Source organism: Janthinobacterium foliorum (assembly GCF_978021625.1).
Genome location: NZ_CDXDQE010000015.1, coordinates 13709 through 31364, shown reverse-complemented (window position 1 = coordinate 31364; position 17656 = coordinate 13709). Strand labels below are relative to the sequence as shown.

The 17656-nt window shown below is 64.1% G+C and carries 16 protein-coding genes; 5 read left to right on the top strand and 11 right to left on the bottom strand.

Going from position 1 to position 17656, the window contains the following annotated elements:
- Positions 1 to 10 precede the first annotated feature (10 nt).
- Complete coding sequence (locus ACZ92H_RS24665; RefSeq protein WP_465051358.1) at positions 11 to 2242, bottom strand: TonB-dependent receptor; 2232 nt, start codon at positions 2240 to 2242, stop codon at positions 11 to 13.
- Between the two features lie 403 nt (positions 2243 to 2645).
- Here ACZ92H_RS24665 and ACZ92H_RS24660 point away from each other — a divergent pair, with 403 nt between their 5' ends.
- Together ACZ92H_RS24660 and bla are read left to right on the top strand one after the other, a co-directional pair.
- Positions 2646 to 5441: a hybrid sensor histidine kinase/response regulator gene (locus tag ACZ92H_RS24660; protein WP_465051357.1), complete on the top strand. Its 2796-nt coding sequence runs from the start codon at positions 2646 to 2648 to the stop codon at positions 5439 to 5441.
- On the top strand, positions 5434 to 6327 hold the full coding sequence (bla, locus tag ACZ92H_RS24655) for a class A beta-lactamase (protein WP_465051356.1): 894 nt from the start codon (positions 5434 to 5436) through the stop codon (positions 6325 to 6327). The genes ACZ92H_RS24660 and bla overlap by 8 nt, the downstream gene beginning before the upstream one ends.
- Before the next feature lie 103 nt (positions 6328 to 6430).
- Here bla and ACZ92H_RS24650 read toward each other — a convergent pair whose 3' ends face one another.
- The 3 genes from ACZ92H_RS24650 to ACZ92H_RS24640 form a co-directional block, all read right to left on the bottom strand.
- Positions 6431 to 6871, bottom strand: a complete 441-nt coding sequence (locus ACZ92H_RS24650; protein ID WP_465051355.1) for a DUF695 domain-containing protein — start codon at positions 6869 to 6871, stop codon at positions 6431 to 6433.
- Between the two features lie 42 nt (positions 6872 to 6913).
- Complete coding sequence (locus tag ACZ92H_RS24645; protein ID WP_465051354.1) at positions 6914 to 7576, bottom strand: hypothetical protein; 663 nt, start codon at positions 7574 to 7576, stop codon at positions 6914 to 6916.
- 81 nt (positions 7577 to 7657) lie between these two features.
- Entirely contained in the window at positions 7658 to 7897 is a 240-nt protein-coding gene (locus ACZ92H_RS24640) for a PAAR domain-containing protein (RefSeq protein ID WP_465051353.1), read from the bottom strand.
- Between the two features lie 270 nt (positions 7898 to 8167).
- Between ACZ92H_RS24640 and ACZ92H_RS24635 the strand changes: the two genes are divergently transcribed.
- Positions 8168 to 9142 (top strand): nucleoside hydrolase, encoded by a 975-nt coding sequence (locus ACZ92H_RS24635; protein WP_465051352.1) that lies wholly within the window; start codon positions 8168 to 8170, stop codon positions 9140 to 9142.
- Positions 9143 to 9145: 3 nt separating this feature from the next.
- Here ACZ92H_RS24635 and ACZ92H_RS24630 read toward each other — a convergent pair whose 3' ends face one another.
- The 6 genes from ACZ92H_RS24630 to ACZ92H_RS24605 all read right to left on the bottom strand — a co-directional run bounded on the left by ACZ92H_RS24630 (position 9146) and on the right by ACZ92H_RS24605 (position 15736).
- Positions 9146 to 10141 carry an extracellular catalytic domain type 1 short-chain-length polyhydroxyalkanoate depolymerase gene (locus ACZ92H_RS24630; protein ID WP_465051351.1) on the bottom strand — a complete coding sequence of 332 codons (996 nt, stop codon included), beginning with the start codon at positions 10139 to 10141 and terminating at the stop codon, positions 9146 to 9148.
- Positions 10142 to 10268: 127 nt separating this feature from the next.
- A complete protein-coding gene (locus ACZ92H_RS24625) occupies positions 10269 to 12470 on the bottom strand; it encodes a TonB-dependent receptor (RefSeq protein WP_465051350.1) in 2202 nt (733 codons plus the stop codon).
- 158 nt (positions 12471 to 12628) lie between these two features.
- Positions 12629 to 13429, bottom strand: a complete 801-nt coding sequence (locus ACZ92H_RS24620; protein ID WP_465051349.1) for an alpha/beta fold hydrolase — start codon at positions 13427 to 13429, stop codon at positions 12629 to 12631.
- A 116-nt stretch (positions 13430 to 13545) separates the two neighbouring features.
- Positions 13546 to 14184 carry a TetR/AcrR family transcriptional regulator gene (locus tag ACZ92H_RS24615; RefSeq protein WP_465051348.1) on the bottom strand — a complete coding sequence of 213 codons (639 nt, stop codon included), beginning with the start codon at positions 14182 to 14184 and terminating at the stop codon, positions 13546 to 13548.
- A gap of 85 nt (positions 14185 to 14269) precedes the next feature.
- Positions 14270 to 15232, bottom strand: coding sequence for a bifunctional helix-turn-helix transcriptional regulator/GNAT family N-acetyltransferase (locus ACZ92H_RS24610; protein ID WP_465051347.1), 963 nt, complete (start codon positions 15230 to 15232; stop codon positions 14270 to 14272).
- A 78-nt stretch (positions 15233 to 15310) separates the two neighbouring features.
- Positions 15311 to 15736, bottom strand: coding sequence for a hypothetical protein (locus ACZ92H_RS24605; protein ID WP_131374074.1), 426 nt, complete (start codon positions 15734 to 15736; stop codon positions 15311 to 15313).
- Positions 15737 to 15871: 135 nt separating this feature from the next.
- Between ACZ92H_RS24605 and ACZ92H_RS24600 the strand changes: the two genes are divergently transcribed.
- The gene (locus tag ACZ92H_RS24600; protein WP_465051346.1) at positions 15872 to 16372 is read left to right on the top strand and encodes a hypothetical protein; all 501 of its coding nucleotides are present in this window, start codon (positions 15872 to 15874) and stop codon (positions 16370 to 16372) included.
- Positions 16373 to 16376: 4 nt separating this feature from the next.
- Here the strand turns inward: ACZ92H_RS24600 and ACZ92H_RS24595 are convergent, their stop codons facing one another.
- Positions 16377 to 16922 carry a hypothetical protein gene (locus tag ACZ92H_RS24595; RefSeq protein ID WP_465051345.1) on the bottom strand — a complete coding sequence of 182 codons (546 nt, stop codon included), beginning with the start codon at positions 16920 to 16922 and terminating at the stop codon, positions 16377 to 16379.
- Positions 16923 to 17111: 189 nt separating this feature from the next.
- Between ACZ92H_RS24595 and ACZ92H_RS24590 the strand changes: the two genes are divergently transcribed.
- Positions 17112 to 17633, top strand: a complete 522-nt coding sequence (locus ACZ92H_RS24590; RefSeq protein WP_465051344.1) for a DUF1993 domain-containing protein — start codon at positions 17112 to 17114, stop codon at positions 17631 to 17633.
- The last annotated feature ends 23 nt before the right edge of the window (positions 17634 to 17656 follow it).

Sequence of the window (17656 nt, the reverse complement as noted above, 5' to 3'; positions counted from 1 at the left end):
GATCAGGCAATTAGAAGTTGCCCTTGAACTGCACGCCGAACTGGCGCGGCTCATTGATGAAGCCCGTGCGGTTGTTGAAGTCAATGGCGCCCGTGATGCGCTTGGTGTCGGTGATGTTGCGGCCAAACGCGGCCACTTCATACTTGCCGGCATCCCAGGTGTAACCCACGCGCAAGCCGCCTTCCAGCATCGGCTTGCCGGCAAACTCGGTCGCTTCATACAGGAAGAAGTTGACCTTGCTGCGGTAAGCCCAGTCCGTGAAGACGAAGAACTCGCCGTTTTCCATCGGGATCGAGTAGCGGCCCGTGGCCGTCACCGTCCACTTGGGCGCTTGCGGCAGCGGGTTGCCATCGATGATGGCGTTGCCGGCGGCGTTTTTCGGATCGGTCACGGTGCAGCGCGCCGGGTTGCAGGTGGCGATCGACAGGCTCGGGTCCTTGATTTCCGTGAAGTTGTAGCTGCCGCCCAGGGACATCTTCAGGCTCGGCGTGACAAAGCCTTCCAGCTCCAGCTCCGCGCCACGGCCATTCGTCTTGGCGGCGTTGATCAGGCGCGTCACGTTCGACGTGCCGCCGACCACCGTCAGCTGCTGGTTTTTCACCTGATAGTCATACACGCTGAACGCGATGCGCGCGCGGCGGTTGAACAGGTCGGCCTTGACGCCCGCTTCGTACGAGGTGATGGTTTCCGCATCGGCCACGGTCACAGGCACCTTGTCGCTGGCCGGGGCGATACTTGGCGCGCGGAAGCCGGTGGCGATACGGCCGTAGAAGTTCACGTCCTTGTTGTACTTGTAGGTGCCGCTCAGGTCCCAGTTGACCTTGGCCTTGCTGACGTCGGCGCTGGTGGGATCGATCTGCGCGACGCGATCCGCCGTTACCGTGTTGAAGTCTTTCTTGTCCTTCGTGTAGCGCAAGCCGGCGCGCAGCATGAAGTCATCGTTGACGGCGTAGTTGACGGAACCGAAGGTGGCCCAGGCCGAGTTCTTCTGGCGGCTGGCCAGGTGCGATGCCAGCACGTGCGTATCGGTATTGAAGGTGTCGGAGAAACCGTTGGCGTCTTCGTTGAAGTAGTACACACCGGCTTGCCAATTGAGCGGACCGGCATTCTTCGATTCGGCGCGGAATTCCTGCGAGTATTGCTTCACGCTCGTGATGCCGCCAGCCGTTTCCACCTGGAAGGGAATGAAGCCCGGGCCCGTCGGTGCGCCGCCGTCGATGTCGCCGTGCGAGACATAGCTGCCCACGTGCTCGAAGCCCGTGATCGAGTACAGCTTGATGCCGTCCAGGTCCCAGCTCAGGCGGGCGCTGGCGCCGTTGGTGCGCAGGTGCTGGAAGTTCGGCGCGTTGGTGAACGATTTGTTCGGGTCGAAACCGTCGACGATGTCGTTCGTGCCTTGCTTGATCATGTTGGCGTAGAAGACGCGCGCGCTGCCCGTGGTGTTGCGCTGATGCACGTTAAACAGGGCGTTGAACGTGGTGTTCGGCGCGTACAGCAGTTGCACGCGTTCGGCGTGTTCGTTGTAGCCGTCCAGCGCATCCTTCTGGCCCGTGAAGGTGTTGTCGACATAGTCGTCGCGGTGCTGGCGCAGGGTCGAGAAGCGCAAGGCCCACTCTTTGCTCAGCGGCACGTTGACGGCGCCGTCGAAATTGCTGGTGTTATGCGTTGCCGTGGATACGTTGTAATAGCCTTCGACCTTGTCCAGGTTCGGCTTGACGGATTCGAACTTGACCAAGCCGGCTGGCGTGTTGCGCCCGAACAAGGTACCTTGCGGGCCGCGCAGCACTTCCACGCCGGCCACGTCGAAGATCGGATACCCTTTGAGGATAGGGTTTTCCTGCACCACGTCGTCGTAAATCAGGGAAACCGGTTGCGATGCGAAGATGTTGAAGTCGGTATTGCCGTAGCCGCGGATGTAGAAGCGGGGGAAGGTGCGGCCGTTCGACGATTCCACGTTCAGGCTCGGCACCTTGCCGGCCAGCACGCGGATATCTTGTCCGCCAGACACCAGCACGTCGAGTTTCTCGTCGCGCAGCAGCGACACGGAGACAGGCACGTCGCGGATATTTTCCTTGCGGCGCTGCGCCGTCACGGTCACGGTTTCCAGCTGGCTGGCGGCAGGCGCCGTATCGGCAGCGACTTCATCAGCATAAGCCGAGCCGATAGGCAAGGCAGCGGACAGTGCAAGCATGGCGGCGCTTTTGGCGCACAAACGCTTGTGCATCTTGGACATCTTGATCATGTGGTTTCCCAGAAGTTTAAAAAAAGAATTGCGAAATCTGTCTTTCTTGCAACTTGTCTCCGGAATGTACGGCGCTGGACGATCGTTTGCACCATCACGGTGCAACAGCGCGAGCGGATGTCCCCCCGCTCTCGGCGTCACTGGCTCTGCCCTGACTGTCGCGCACGCTGACAGCGGTTCCGGCCGCATCTCTGGGATGTCTGATGAACACCAACTTTTCAGTAAGGCGCCACTTTATTTCACGCGGCTTATGCGCTGCAAGAATATTGTTATGTAAAATATTCATTCATCAACATTAACGGCTGACTAGTGGTTATTCAGCCACACTACCGGCAAGCGCCTGCTGTTTTACCCGTGCTCCGGCGCCGGGACGGCCAGCCCGGCACGGCGGCGAAAATGCGCCATGCAGATTCTGAAAGACACGCCCGCGCCGGTATTTGACTGTAATATCGCCGTACTTGCGCCTGCCGTGCTGCCACATTCCGGTGCAGCGGCGGCGCGCCGCACCAAAACGACCTTATCCATGCCCGAAGCCAGCCAGCACAGTCACACCGCCTCCTCTTCCCCAACCGCCGCGCAGGCGGCCCATTTGCTGCTGGGCGCGCATTGCGACATCGTCTGGAGCACGAAGACTTTCGGCCTGTTCGACGCCGACCAGCCCTCCTGGCGCGCCTACACGGGACAGAGCGAAGCGGAGCTGATGGGGCGCGGCTGGATCAATGCGCTGCACCCGGACGACCGTAACTTGCCCTACGTCATGCCAACGCAGCTGACCACGGTGTTCGAGACGGAATACCGGCTGCGCCACGTCAGCGGCGCCTACCGCAACGTCATCGTGCGCATGCTGCCCGTGCGCGCGCCAGACGGCACGGTGCTTGAGTGGCTCGGTTCGCATTGCGACGTGACGCAGCAGCGCCAGACGGAACAGCGCTTGCGCCTGGCCATGCAGGGCGGCCGCATGGGCACGTGGGAAATCGACCTGGGCAGCGGCAGCATGACGTGCTCCGACGCCTTCAAGGCCAACTTCGGTTTTCCCCCGGCGGCCAGCATCGATTATGCGCAGCTGACGGACAGCATGCTCGATGGCGATCTGCAGCACTGGCAAACGGTGGTGCATGCGGCGATCGCCAGCGCCAGCGATTTCGAGGTCGACATCCGCATGCGCTGGCCCGACGGCTCGCTGCACTGGGCGCACATGCGCGGCACCTGCGCCAGCGACGGGGCCGGTAACGTGATCACCCTGTCCGGCATCTCGCTCGACTTGACGGCCAGCAAGCATAATGAAGAAACCTTGCGCCTGACCCTGGCGGCCGGCGAAGTGGCCACCTGGAACTGGGACATCGTGGCCGACCGGGTCACGGCCGACCGCAACATGGCGCGCCTGTTCCCCGTCGATGCCAGCGCGGCCGCGCCGGCGCCGCTGGCGCGCTACATGGAGATCATCCATCCCGACGACCGCTCCCAGGTGAACCAGCTGATTGCGCAGGCCCTGCAGGCACGCACGCCATTCGAGGCCAGCTACCGCGTGTGCGCCAGCGATGGGCAGTACCGCTCCGTCATCGCGCGGGGACGCGTGGAATATGCGGCCGATGGCACGCCGTTGCAATTGCCCGGCGTCATACTCGACATCACGCGGCAAAAACAGGTGGAAGATGCGCTGCGCCGCAGCGAGGAACGCTACCGCACCCTGATCGAATTGATGGACCAGGCCTTCTGCGTCATCGAAATGCTGTACGACGAGCAAGGCCGCCCCGTCGATTTCCGCTACCTGGAAGGCAACCCCGCCTTCGTCAAGCAGTCGGGCCTGGAAGACGCCATCGGCAAGACCATCCGCAGCTTCGTGCCCGACCATGACCAGCACTGGTTCGACCTGTACGACCAGGTGCTGAAAAGTGGCGTGCCCGTGCGCTACGAAAACGAAGCCGTGGCCATGGAACGCTGGTTCGAAGTCTTTGCCGCGCGCCTGGGCGGTCCCGGCAGCCGTTTGCTGACGGTGCTGTTCAGCGATATCAGCGAACGCAAGCGCTCGGAACAGCAGCTGCGCCAGCTGGCCGACAACCTGTCCGAAATGGACCGGCGCAAGACGGAGTTCCTCGCCACCCTGGCGCACGAACTGCGCAACCCGCTCGCGCCCATCCGCAACGGCTTGCAGATCATGCGCCTGGCCGCCGACAAGCCGGCCACCGTGGCGCGCGTGCGCGACGTGATGGAGCGGCAAGTCAACCAGATGGTGCATCTGGTCAACGATTTGCTGGACGTGGCGCGCATCACGCGGGGGCAGATCGAACTCAAGCTGGAACGCACGGACTTGAAAACCATTATCGCCGGCGCCGTGGAAACGAGCATGCCGCTGATCGAGGCCAGCCGCCACCAGTTGCAGGTGCAGCTCGCCGAAGAAGCGCTGCCGCTCAGCGCCGACCCCACGCGCCTGGCGCAGGTGCTGGGCAATCTGCTCAACAATGCCGCCAAGTACACGCCTGCCGGCGGCCACATCATCTTGCACGCGCGCCGCGATGGCAGCGAGGCCCTGATCGAGGTGCAGGACAGCGGCGTGGGCATTCCCGCCGAATCGCTGTCCACCGTGTTCGACATGTTTACCCAGGTGGGACAGAACATGGGCCGCGCGCAGGGCGGGCTGGGCATCGGCCTGTCCCTGGTGCGGCGCCTGGCCGAACTGCATGGCGGCAGCGCCACGGCGGCCAGCCCCGGTGCCGGCCTGGGCAGCACGTTCACCGTGCGCCTGCCGCTGCTGGCGGCGCCGCCAGCCCTGCCGCTTGACGCCGCGCCCCCTGGCGGCAGCGCTGCCGCGCGCCACTTCCGCGTGCTGGTGGTCGATGACAATGTCGATGCGGCCGATACCCTGGCGGCCGTGCTCGACATGATGGGCCATGCCACGCAAGTGGCGCACGATGGCGCGCAAGCGCTGGCGCAGGTGCCGCGGTTCTTGCCTGACGTGATCTTCCTCGATATCGGCCTGCCCGGCATGAGCGGCTACGACGTCGCGCGCGCGCTGCGCCAGACAGCCGCCGGCAGCAAGGTCGTGCTCGTCGCATTGACGGGCTGGGGCGCCGAAAATGACCGCAGCCAGTCGAGCGCCGCCGGCTTCGACCACCACCTGACCAAGCCGGCCAACCTGCCCGCCATCGGCGAACTGCTGGCCAGCCTTTCCACCACCCTTACGAGCCACGACCATGACTGATCTGCCACACTCCTCCCGCCGCCGCACCCTGCTGGCCACCGGCGCCGCCCTGCTGCTGCCTTCGCCCCTGCTGTTCGCCGCACCCGCCGTTTCCCTGCCTGACGCCACCGCGCAACTGGCGGCGCTGGAGCAGGCGGCAGGCGGGCGCCTGGGCGTGGCTGCCTGGCGCACGGACAGCGAGCGGCGCGTCACCCACCGCGCCGACGAACGCTTTCCCCTGTGCAGCACCTTCAAGGCCATGCTGGCAGCCGCCGTGCTGGCCCGCAGCGCCAGCGACGAGGGCTTGCTGGATCAGCGCGTGCGTTACGAGAAAAAAGAGCTGGTGACGTATTCGCCGCTGACGGAAAAGCATCTGGCGGACGGCATGACGGTCGCCGAACTGTGCGCCGCCACCCTGCAATACAGCGACAATAGCGCGGCCAATTTTCTGATGAAAATATTGGGCGGGCCGCAAGCCGTGACGGCGTTCGCGCGCAGCATCGGCAATACGGTGTTCCAGCTGGAACGCTGGGAAACGGAATTGAATAGCGCCATCCCCGGCGAAGTGCGCGACACGGCCAGCCCCGCGTCGATGGCGCACAGCTTGCAGCAATTGTTATTGGGAACGAGCCTGCCAGCGCCGCAGCGCCAGCAGCTCGATAGCTGGATGCGCGGCAACACGACGGGCGACAAGCGCATCCGAGCCGGCGTGCCGGCCGGCTGGCAGGTGGCCGACAAGACGGGCTCGGGTGCGTATGGCAGCGTCAACGACATCGGCGTCGCCTACCCGGCCACTGGCGCGCCGCTGGTGATCGCCGTGTACTACACGCGCGAACAGAAAAATGCGGACACGAACCAGGACATCATCACGGCCGCCACGCGCATCGCGGCCGCCGCGCTGGCCTGATTAACTCCCGCCCTGATCAACCCGTCGCGCGCGCAAGCGTGCCTGCCCGCGCCGCCAAGGCTGAACAGCGCAGGCGGCACAGCACGGCGCGCGGCAGCTTGGGTCAGGCCGCCGGGGGCAAGGCCGCCATGAAACCCGCGTAAGTCGACCAGGCAGGGTCGGCGGCGCTGCGGATTTCAATCGGGAACTTCGGACGCGGCGCCAGCGCCGTGTTCAGGCGGTTGAAGAATTCCTCGCCCGACTGCGTGTAATAAATCCATTCGCGCAGGTTTTCGCCCGTCGATACGAGGGCCAGGGTGGCAAAGCCGTCCTCTTCCACCACGGGCGCCAGCGCCGCTTCCAGCTCTTCCATGTGCTCGCGCTCGTTTGGCGCAGGCATGCCCGTCTCGTCCTCGTAGCGCCAGGCGATGATCATGCGGTCCGGCTGCGACGACAGGTCCCAGTCGTCGTGGAAGGTGTCGACATAGCGGTAGATGATGGCCATCTCGTCGCTATGCGTGACGATGGTGCCCCAGCTGCGGGCGGATGTGGAATTCTGGTTCATGGTTGCAACAGTCAAAAAAGATTCAGGCAAAGGGCGAGCAGTCTACAGCACTGGCGGGCAAGTCACGTTCCAGGCGTCATATTGGGCCCCGCTCTTGCGCAGCCAGACGCGCGCGTAAGTGTCGCGGTCGCTTTTGAATACCAGCGCATAACGCTCCTCGGCGCGCGGCGCGGCGGCGCCCACGTCGACGGCCGCCAGCGAGAATGTCAGGGCGCGCAGCGGCGCGCAGGCCGTGTTGCCCGCCATCAGCAGCCGCGCCCGTTCGAGCAGCGATTTCTGGTACAGCAGCACGCCTTCCAGTTCCGTATCAGGAATCCGCTGCAGCATGCGCACGGGCTCGGCCACGGGACGGCAGGTGCCACGGTCCAGCCAGGCAAAATATTCCATGCCCGCCTCTTGCCAGCGCGCCTGCTTGCCGTCGCCGTGCAGCACGAACTTGGTGCGCTGCGTCCGGCACAGCGCGCCATGACCACGGTACGGCGGCGCTTCCACGCTGCCCACCACTTCGCGGCCCCGGCTACCGACCACGGGCACGCTCTCGAACACGGTACGCACGGCCGCCTCGCTTGGATATTGCTGCGCATAAAACGCCAGCAGCGACGCCCGCTGCTGCGCATCCACCGCCACCCCATCGGCGGCACCGGCGGCGCCACACGCGGCCGACATTACACACAGCGCCACGGGGCGCAAGAAACATCCTCGCATGTCATTCCTTTACTGGACAGGAGCGGGTATCGCTCAAGCGCAGATTATATAGTTACCAGGAAATACAGGGAGGACGCGGCATCAGGCAGTGCTCAAGTTGGCGCCGCCGGCCTGCAGCCGGGCGCCACACGTCGTCGCATCGCCTTCGAAGGCAAGGGCAATGCCATTGATGCTGTGCCGGGCGGAACCGCCGGCGATGGTGCAGCCATGATGTCCCTTGATGGGACAACTGCACACATCGCCGACACAGGCGACGGCAATGCCGTTGACCGTGCAATGCGTGGCGGCGCAGCTACCGGCGATGCGCTGCGGTATCGGCACGCCCGCAGGTATTCGGGCGGACGCTCCCAGGCGCAAGCGCAGGGGTCGCTGAACGCCGGATATCGACTCATCGCCATTCATGGCTGTCTCCCGTCAAGCGGCACAATCGCGCTGGAGAATCGACAATGCCATGAGGCGAAAATGGAAAACTTGATATTTAGTAAGAATTTACCATCGCGCCTGATAATTCCCGCCACACCTTCCGCTCGTCCCGATTCACAGGCCAGGCCTGCTAAAATCGCCGCGCTTTCACACTACTTCTGGCCCGCCATGTCCCCCTGCCTTTCCCTGCTGCGCCGTGCCGCGCTCTCGTCCGTTCTGCTGTTCACCGCACTGTCCGCCAGCCACGCCAGCGCCGCGCCCGCGCACAAGGTCATTGTCGACATGGATATCGGCGACGATATCGACGACGCCTTTGCCCTGGCGCTGCTGCTGCAAAGCCCGGAAATCGAGATCGTCGGCATCACCACCGACTGGGGCGACACGGCATTGCGCGGCCGTTTGCTGGAACGCCTGCTGCGCGAAACGGGGCACGCCGGTATTCCCGTCGCGCAAGGAATCACGACGCCGAACCCGACGCCGTTTACCCAGGCGCGCTATGCGCAGCGGGGATTGCCGCCGTCGCAGCCGCCGCAGGATGCCGTCGATTTCATCTTGCGCGAAATCCAGCGCCAGCCTGGCCAGATCACGCTCCTGGCATTGGGGCCGCTGACGAATATCGGCGCCGCCATCGCCCGCGACGCGGCCACCTTCGGCAAGGTCAGGCAGGTGGTCATGATGGGCGGCTCCGTGCGCGCCGGCTACCGCAAGTCGCAGTACGTGCCCGTGCGTCCGGCCGACAAGGAATACAACATCGCTGCGGACGTCAAGGGCGCGCAATCGCTGTTCGCCTCGGGCGTGCCGATCGTCATGATGCCGCTCGACTCGACGCAAATCCGCCTCGATGAAGTGGAGCGCAACGCCATCTTCGGCCACGGTTCGCCGCTGACGGACGCCGTCGCCCTGCTGTACCACCAGTGGATCGACAGCTATCAGCCATGGTCCAGCAACATGCCGTCGCTGTTCGACGTGGTGCCCGTCACCTACCTGATCGACCCGGCCAGCTGCCCCGTCACGCCGCTGCGCATCGCCGTCACGGACGACGGCTTGACGCGCGAAGTGGCGGGCCAGGCCAACGCCCGGGTTTGCCTGGCATCGGACCAGCCGCGCTTTTTCAACATCTTCATGCAGCGCCTGCTGAAGTAAACGCTAGCGCTGGTAATTCTTGAAGAAATTCCAGCTGATCAAGGTGGCATCCGGCCCCAGCTCGTCGCTGAATGGCCAGCCCGGAGGGCCGCCGCTCCACGCATGGTTCATGCCCTCGACCGTGTACTTTTGCGCGATGACGGCGCCGTTGTGCAGATACGTATCGATGGAGTAGCTGCGGCCATACGGCACGGTCTGGCGCACGATGCTGTCGGCACGGTAGCGCACGCTGTCATTATCGAGGCCATCGTCGCCGTAGTCGCTGGTCTGCAGGAATTGCTCGATGGTTTGCTCGCCATTGACGGGGTTGACGACGATGTCGGAGGTGCCGTGGAATACCATCGTCGGCATCAGGCGGCGCGGCGAACCGGAACAGCGCCAGGCATCCTTGCCCCGCACTTTCGGGTCGAACGAGCTGCCATTGAACAGCGAATCGGCAGCCGTGATCATGCCCGTGGCGCCCTTGTACATGCCGCCCGAATGTACCATCACGGCGGCGAACACGTCCGAGTAGCAGGCGGCCATGATGGAGGCCATGGCGCCGCCGGCCGAAATGCCAGTGACATACACGCGGCTGTCCTGCACCGCATATTTGTTCTTGACCTTGTTCAAGATGCCCATCAGCACGGCCGGTTCGCCCGTGCCCCGTTCCTGGTTCAAGGGCAACATGAAATTCCAGCAGCGCATGGGGTTGGCCGTGACGTTCTGGCGCGGATAGACGACGATGAAGTTTTCACTGTCAGCCAGCTCGTTGTAGCGGCTGACGGCCGCCATGCTGTTCGGCTCGGAACCGCAGCCATGCAGCATCAGCACGACGGGCAGCGGCGTGTTCGGATTGTAATTGCTCGGCAGCCAGACCTGGTATTCACGCGAGCCCCACAGGCTCGCGTACAGGCCGAAGTCCCATTGCCCGGCGGCCGCCGGCAGCGCGGCCAGCAAGCCGCAGGCGGCGATGCAGATAGAAAATAAATGACGCAGTTGCTGATGCAGATTTGCCATGCCAGTCTCCCATGATTGTTATTGACGACGAGAACAGTGACAACCAACCGGCCTGGGCGTTAGCCAGGCCGGCACTTCCTACCGGCGGGGCCGGACCCGATGGAGCCAGCCCCGCTAGTTGAGAACCTTAAAACTTGTAGCCGGCCTTGGCGATGATCTGGCGCGGCGGGCCATAGAAGCCGTCGAGGATGTACAACGCCGGAATGTTGTAGCCATCCGTGCGGTAGCGCTTGTTGCCCAGGTTGCTGCCGTGCAGGCTGAAGGTCCAGTTCTTCGGCGCTTCCCACACGACGCCGGCCGTCCACATGCTGTAGCCGCCCTGCGCAAGCACTTCGCTCAAGTCCGTCGTCGGATACACCTTGCTGCGGTAGCCGTAGCCGACCATGCTGCGCAGCGCGCCGCCAAACACGTCGCGGTCCGTGCGCGTCAGGTTCAAGCCCACCTGGCGGCGCGGCGTGTTGCTGAACTTTTGCGTATCCGCGATGTTCTGGCCGCCGCTCATGAACTCGTCATAGCCGGCATTGAGCAAGGCGAGGAAGCCGTTGACTTCCCACTGGCGGTTCGGCCGCCACGAGAATTCGAACTCGGCGCCTTTCACGGTCGCCTTGCCCGCATTCGTGAAGTCGCCATAGAAGCCGGGCAAGCCGCCCGGCTGCACATAGCTGGTGAAGACGGACAGCTGGATATCCTTGTAGCGGTTGTAGAACAGGGCCACGTTGGCATCGAAGGTATCGTCCGGCGCCGCGTACTTCATGCCCACTTCCAGCGCATCGAGTTTTTCATCCTTGTACGGGCGAGCGGAATCGGGCACCACCAGGTTGTTGGCGCGCACGTTGTAGCCGCCGGACTTGAAGCCGCGCGACAGGTTGCTGTAGAAATTCGTCGTCTTCGACGCTTCGTAGCGTACGGACAATTTCGGCGAGGTATTGCTCACGGATAAAGATTTATCAAAATCGGCGGCCGTCTGGATCGGCCGCGTGAAGCCCGCATCGGCAAAGGCGCGGTTGAGCACGATGGCGCGCTTGTCCTCGCGCGTGTGGCGCAAGCCCGCGTTGATGCTCCAGACCTTGCCCACCGGCCAGGTCCAGTCCGTGTACAGCGCCGTGCTGTCCGTTTCCACCGTGCTGACGGCGGCCTGGAACTGGCGGCCCAGGAAGTTGTTGTAGATGCCGCCGCCGGCCGTGCCCTCGAAACGGTACAGGCCGATCACGCCGGCGCCATAGTCGCCGCTGTACGACGCTTGCAGCTCCAGGCTTTTCTGCTCGTCGCGCGAATCGCCAAAGACGTCGGCGATGGGCTGCGGCAAGCCGTCGAAGTCGATGGTTTGCTCGGACGTGCTGCGCCGCTTGGCGCCGATCACTTTCACGGACCAGTCGTTCGAGACGGTGTAGTTGGCCACCAGCGAGCCGCCCCGGTTATGCGTGAAGTTGTTGCCCGGCATGCCGCTCTGGATGTCGTACGCATCCGTGCTGGGCGGACGCTTGAGCGGATCGAAGGCGCTCACGCCCATGCGCTGGAAACCCCGCACGCCGGATTTATCGTCCGTGGCGTCCAGGCTCAGCACGATGCTCAAAGGGATGTCTTGCGGGAAGTAGCCGACGGAGAGGCGCGTGGCCGTGCTGTCCTGGTCGCTGACCTGTTCGCCATTGAACGTGTTGCGGCCGAAACCGTCGCGGTCCAGCTTGGCGGCGGCCAGGCGCGCGCGCCAGGTGCCGTTCTCGTTGGCCACGTTGAAGGCGGCCTTGAAATTGCGCTGGTTGTAATTGCCGATGCCCACTTCCGCCGAGGCGCCGTTTTCCTTCGCCAGCGGACGCGAAATGTACTTGATGGCGCCGCCGATGGTGTTCTTGCCATACAGGGTGCCTTGCGGGCCACGCAGCACTTCGATGCGCTGCACGTCGAACACGTCGAGCAGGGCGCCTTGCGGGCGGGCCATGTAGACGTCGTCGAAATAAATGCCCACGCCCGGGTCCACGCCCCAGACGGGGTCGGCCTGGCCCACGCCGCGGATGAAGGCCGTCAGCGTGGTATTCGTGCCGCGCGAAGCGTATACGGTCAGGTTCGGCACGCGCTCCTGCAAGTCGGCCAGGTTCTGGATATTCGCCCGTTCCAGCGCCTTGGCGGAAAACGCCGTGACGGCCAGCGGCACGTCCTGCAGGCGCTCCTCGCGGCGGCGGGCAGAGACCGTCACGGTGTCCATGCGTTCTTTCGCCTCGCTGGCCTCGCTGGCGCTTTGGGCGCTGGCCGCGTTGGCCGGACCGGCTTCCTGCGCCTGGGCATGGGTGGCAAAGGCACTGGCAACGGCGAGTGCGGCGGGCAACAATTTCATAGCAAGTTTCATAGCGTCTCCAATGTCAGGCTTGCTTGCCGCCCGGGAAAACGGCCGGAGTTCAGGATCACAAGACGTAGCGGTACCCGCGCGCGTGAAGCGAGCACCTGCCTTGCGATAACGATATCCAGCCCCGGCCCGTGCGGCGAGTGGCCTGTTTATTTTGAATTTATGGTAAGGAAGGACTGCAACAGGGTATTCACACGCTGCGCCTGGTCCAGGGGCGTGGCGTGGCGCGAATGCGCGATCAGCTCGAACTGGCAATGCTGAAACTGTGCGGCAAAGACCCGCTTGCTTTCGACGGGCGTGTAATCCTGGTCGGCCGCCATGATGAGGACGGGCATGGCCAGGGCCTGGAAATGCGGATCGATATCCCAGTGGAAAATGGCGTCCAGCGCGGCCAGATAGGCGCGCTTGTCCATGCCTGCCATCTGCGCGGCGAAACGCTCGACGAGCGCCTGCTGTGGCGCATCGGGAAACAGCTTCTTGCCGATGATCTTGCCCATGGATTTCAGGCCGAAGGTGGCGATCACCGTGCGGCGCAGCCAGTAGGTAAACAGCAAGGCGGCCGGCTTGCGGCCCTGGAAGGGCTGCGAATTGATCAGGCACAGGCTGGCCACGCGGCCAGGGGCGCGGTTGGCCATTTCCAGGCCCACCATGCCGCCCAGCGAAAAACCGACGATGTGTGCGCGCGGCACGTCGAGCTGGTCCATCAAGTTGAAAAGGTCGTTGGCAAAGTCGCCGATCTGCCAGTCGCCGCGGGGAGCGGGGCTGGCGCCATGGCCGCGCATGTCGGGCACGATCAGGCGGTGCGCACTGGCCAGGGCGTCGATCTGCGGGCGCCAGTCTTCGGCGCAGGAACCGAGGCCATGCAGGAGAAACACAGGATCGCCCTGCCCTGTCTCCGCGCCGAGGTCGAGGTAATGCAATGGAACATCGGATGTCGTGTGACGCCGCATTCTGTCTCCTTGCTGTTGAACATGCTTTGTGTTCAGGTGCAGGAATATGTTTTCCTGCTGTTGGAAAACATAATACGGAATCCGAATTCCGATTTCAAGTTAAATCGATAAATATCTTAGGTCAGGTAATTTAAAGCAACACGCACCAGTTCATCTTCCAGCGCCGTGCCCGACAAAAAGGACAGGGAGCCCGTCAGGGTATGCTGGTTCAGGATGCCCAGCAGCACGGGCGGCACCACCATCATCGCCTGCGTGGGGTTCGGGTGGCGGATGCTGGAAGACTTGCTGGCCAGCACGGCCACCGTGCGCTGCGAGATCAGATGATTGATCTGGTGCACCCTGTCGCGGAATTGCGCATCCTGCGAGGCGCGCGTGATGAGGGCCCGCAGGACGCCGCTGCGCCCCCCATTCACGGCCACGAACATGGCCACCATGGCGCGGATGAACGCTTCCAGGCTGCGCCCTTCCCACTGGCGCAGCTCCGTCAGGGCCTCGACCTTTTCCACCATGTCGGAAAAAAAGCGCTGCAGCAACAGGCGGCTCAGGGTGTCCTTGTCGCCCAGCAAGCGATAAAAGGTACCCACCGAGGTCTCCGCCAGCCTGGCCAGGTCGGCCACGCCGATTTCATCGAAACGGTTTTCCGCCAGTAATTGTTCACCCACCTGCAGCAGGCGCTCGAACGCCTGCTTGCTGCGCGCCTGGGTAGGCTCCGGTGGGACGATCATTTGCGGGAAGGGCATCGGGAAGGAAGGCATGCGGCGTCGGCGTCTCTCGATAGTGGAACCAAGGTTCCGTTATGGGAGCGCGTATTGTAACGCGAGAGACGGCCGATGGGTGCGTTCAGCTGCGCTGCCTGCCCTGCCACTCCATGTAGACGTCGGCGCGCTGGTAATGCGCCTCGCCCGCTGGCCGCGCCACGTGGGCAAAACCGCTACTTTCATACAACTGAATGGCCGGTTGCAGCTTGCTGTTCGATTCCAGGAACAGCAGCGCCGCGCCGCTGGCCTCGAAGGCATCGAAGGCCCGCTCGATCAGCCGGCGCGCGATGCCCAGCCCCTGGCATGCGGGCGTGACGGCCATCTTCGACAATTCGACAGCGTCGCCGCCCGCGCGGATCAGGGCGCAGGTGCCGACGATGCGGCCGTCGAGGCGCGCGAGGAAAATCTGACCGCCAGCGTCAAGGATGGAACTTTGCGGATCGGACAGCACCTTGTCGTCCAGTGCTTCGACATAAAAATAGCGCTCCAGCCACTCGATATTCAGGCGCTTGAAGTCGGCCGCGTACTGGGCCGCGTAATCGATGATCTCCACGGCGGCACGCTCGCGCCGGCGCCGGCACGCGGCGATCGTCTCGCCGAAACCCTGCGCCTGCAGGCGCGCCTCGGCCCCCTCCAGCAAGGCCATGAATTGCGGCGTGGCGTGCTCGAACACGGCATCGACGCCCGCGCGCACATCGTCCCACAGGGGCGCCATCGTGCCCAGCAGCGCCTGCCCGGCCCCCGTCAGCGCCAGCAGGCGCCGCCGCTCGTCCTTGGCGTCCGGCATGTCCGCCACGACACCGGCGTCCAGCAGCTTGCGTCCCAGCTGCACCACCACGGGATGCGTCTGCCCGATCTGTGCGGCCAGCGCCGTGATGGCCGTGGGGCCGTTGTCGCGCAACAGCAGCAACAGGGGGACGCAGCGCGAACTGAGTTCGACGCCGGCCGCCAGGTAACTGGCATCGACACCGGCATACAGTTGATCGGAAAGACGGCGCAGGCGGCTGCCCAGCATCAGGGAGCCATAGGTTTGCAGCTTGGACATGGGATCGCAGCATATATGTAAGTAGTTACGTATACCCTAACGCAAACGGCGCCTTGGCGTCAAGAGCGGCGGACAGCCTCAGTCCTCGTCCGCCATCGCCGCCTGCCACCGGGACTGAAATACCGTCGCCACCATGGTTCCCAGTGTCGGCCACACCTGCGTCAGCCAGCGCTTGCCCTCCTCGCCGGGCGCCACATACGGCGCGCCGCGCGTGGCGCAGGCCAGGCCGATGGCGATGACTTGCCCCGCATCCTCCAGGCCGCCGGCGATCATGGCGTCGATGGGCAAGGCGATCAGGTCGGCCGTCAGGTGCGGGCGCAGCAGGCAGGCGGGGGCGATGATGGCGAACGACGCCTCCACGTAGCTCCAGCAATTGGTGGGCCAGTGGGCGTTTTGCACGGTCGCCACGAACGCCGCATCGCCGATGGCATCCGGCTGGGCTTGAGCCCTCTCATAAAAAGCGGCAAGGGCGACGAGTTGCGGCGGGGAAGTCCAGGTGGGCATCGATCATGATCCAAGGCAGGCCGCGCCAGGCTGGCGGCGATGGCGGCGATGGCGGACTGTAGCATGTTCAATCGACACGCCGAAACACGGCTGGCGCGGGCATAATGACTGCCACCGTCACTCTCACCCACGCCCATGCCAACAGCCTTTGATCGCTGGAAAGCCGAACTTTTAAGTGTCGGTAATATCGTCCAGGATGCCGACCGCAGCACGCCGGCCGATGAAGCGCAGCGGCGCTTCCAGCGCTACTGCGCCATGCTCGATGCGCTGACGGGCGCGGAAGGCGCGCACCATGCGCAGGCCATTTTCCAGTCCGTGCAGGCCGAACACGATTACGGCGCCTACCAGACGGCCAACCGCGCCGCGTGGCGCTTTGGCGAACAAGCGTATTGCAGCGCCCTGCTGCACGAACTGCCGCGCCTGATCGATACCTTGCCCGACTGGGCCGGAGACTTTCTCGTCAGCATCGCCAACGGTGCCGGCACGCGCCATGCATCCGCCATCGCCTGTTTCAACACCCTGCTGGCCGCCGCGCCGCCGCAAGACCAGGCACGGATTGCCGCCTTCATCGCCCGGGAAGAAGACGATGGCTGGTTCGAGCATTGCCCCGGCGTGCTGGGCGCGGAGCAAGGCTGACGGCTTAACCGGCGCCGCTGCGCCTGAACACCACGGTGGCGCGCGGCTGGGCATCGCGCTCCAGGTGATAGGTGAGGATCGTGCCGTCGGCGCTGACGCTGACGGTCCACACATTCGTGGCGGCACCCTTGACCAGCTTGGCCGTGTAGTCGTCGGCCAGGAAGGATTGCGACCAGGCCGAGCCATTGGTGCTGGCCATGCCGCCATACATGGTCACGGCGTCAGGCGTGCCGTCCGCGTGGCGATGGTCGTGCTGCAAGGCCAGCCCCTCCGGCGTGCGGCTGAAGATCCAGGTGCGCGACTGGTCCGTGCCCACCTGGAACGGCACCTTGATTTGCCGCTCGCTGCAGGTGGCAAAAACCGCATGCAGGCGCTTGCCGGCGAAATCATGCTGGGGATCCTTGGGATACACCAGCACCCCCTCGAATTGCTGGCCGCACAGGCTTTTCAGGGTGGCGAAGAATTGATCGCGCGCATCTTGCGCTTGCGCGGCGGCGGGCAGCAGGCCCAGCAAGGTGGCGAAGGCGGCAGCAGTGACGGCTGATTTCATGAAGGTCCTATTGATGGGAAATGTGCAATGCCAGGCAAGCAGCCGAGGCCGCCATCCGGGCTTGCCATGGTAGCGGGAACGGCAGAACTTGAGCAATTCATTACACATTTCAATATGCTAATATCTGGCCCGCTCAGGCCCTGCCTTGCGCCAGGCATCCCGCTTTCGCCATTCAGTCGAGGAATATCCATGTCGCTCTACGCCATCACCATCCCATGCTTTGCACAAATGCTGCAGTCTTTGACGACGCTGTTAAGCAAGGGCGAGGAGCGCGCCCAGGCACTGGGCTTCGATGCGCAAAACCTGCTCGACGCGCGGCTGGCGCCCGACATGCACAGCCTGGCCCGGCAGGTGGAATTTAGCTGTACCCAGGCACAGGAGGCCGCATGCCGGCTGACGCGGCAAGCGCTGCCCCGGCTCGACACGCCCGCGAACATGGCAGCCGCCAAGGCACTGGTCGCCGATACCCTGCTGATCCTGGGCGCCACCGACCGCGCCCTGCTCGACGCCAGCGCGCAGCAGACCGTGTCGATCACCCTGGCCGATGGCTTGACCTTCGACATGACGGGCCACGAATACGCCGTGAACTGGGCCACGCCGCAGTTCTATTTCCACCTGGTGACGGCGTACAACATCTTGCGCCACAACGGCGTGCCGCTCGGCAAGGCGGAATACGTGCAGCACATGTTCGCGTATGCGCGGCCGGCTTGATGAAAAACAACACGAAAGACTCC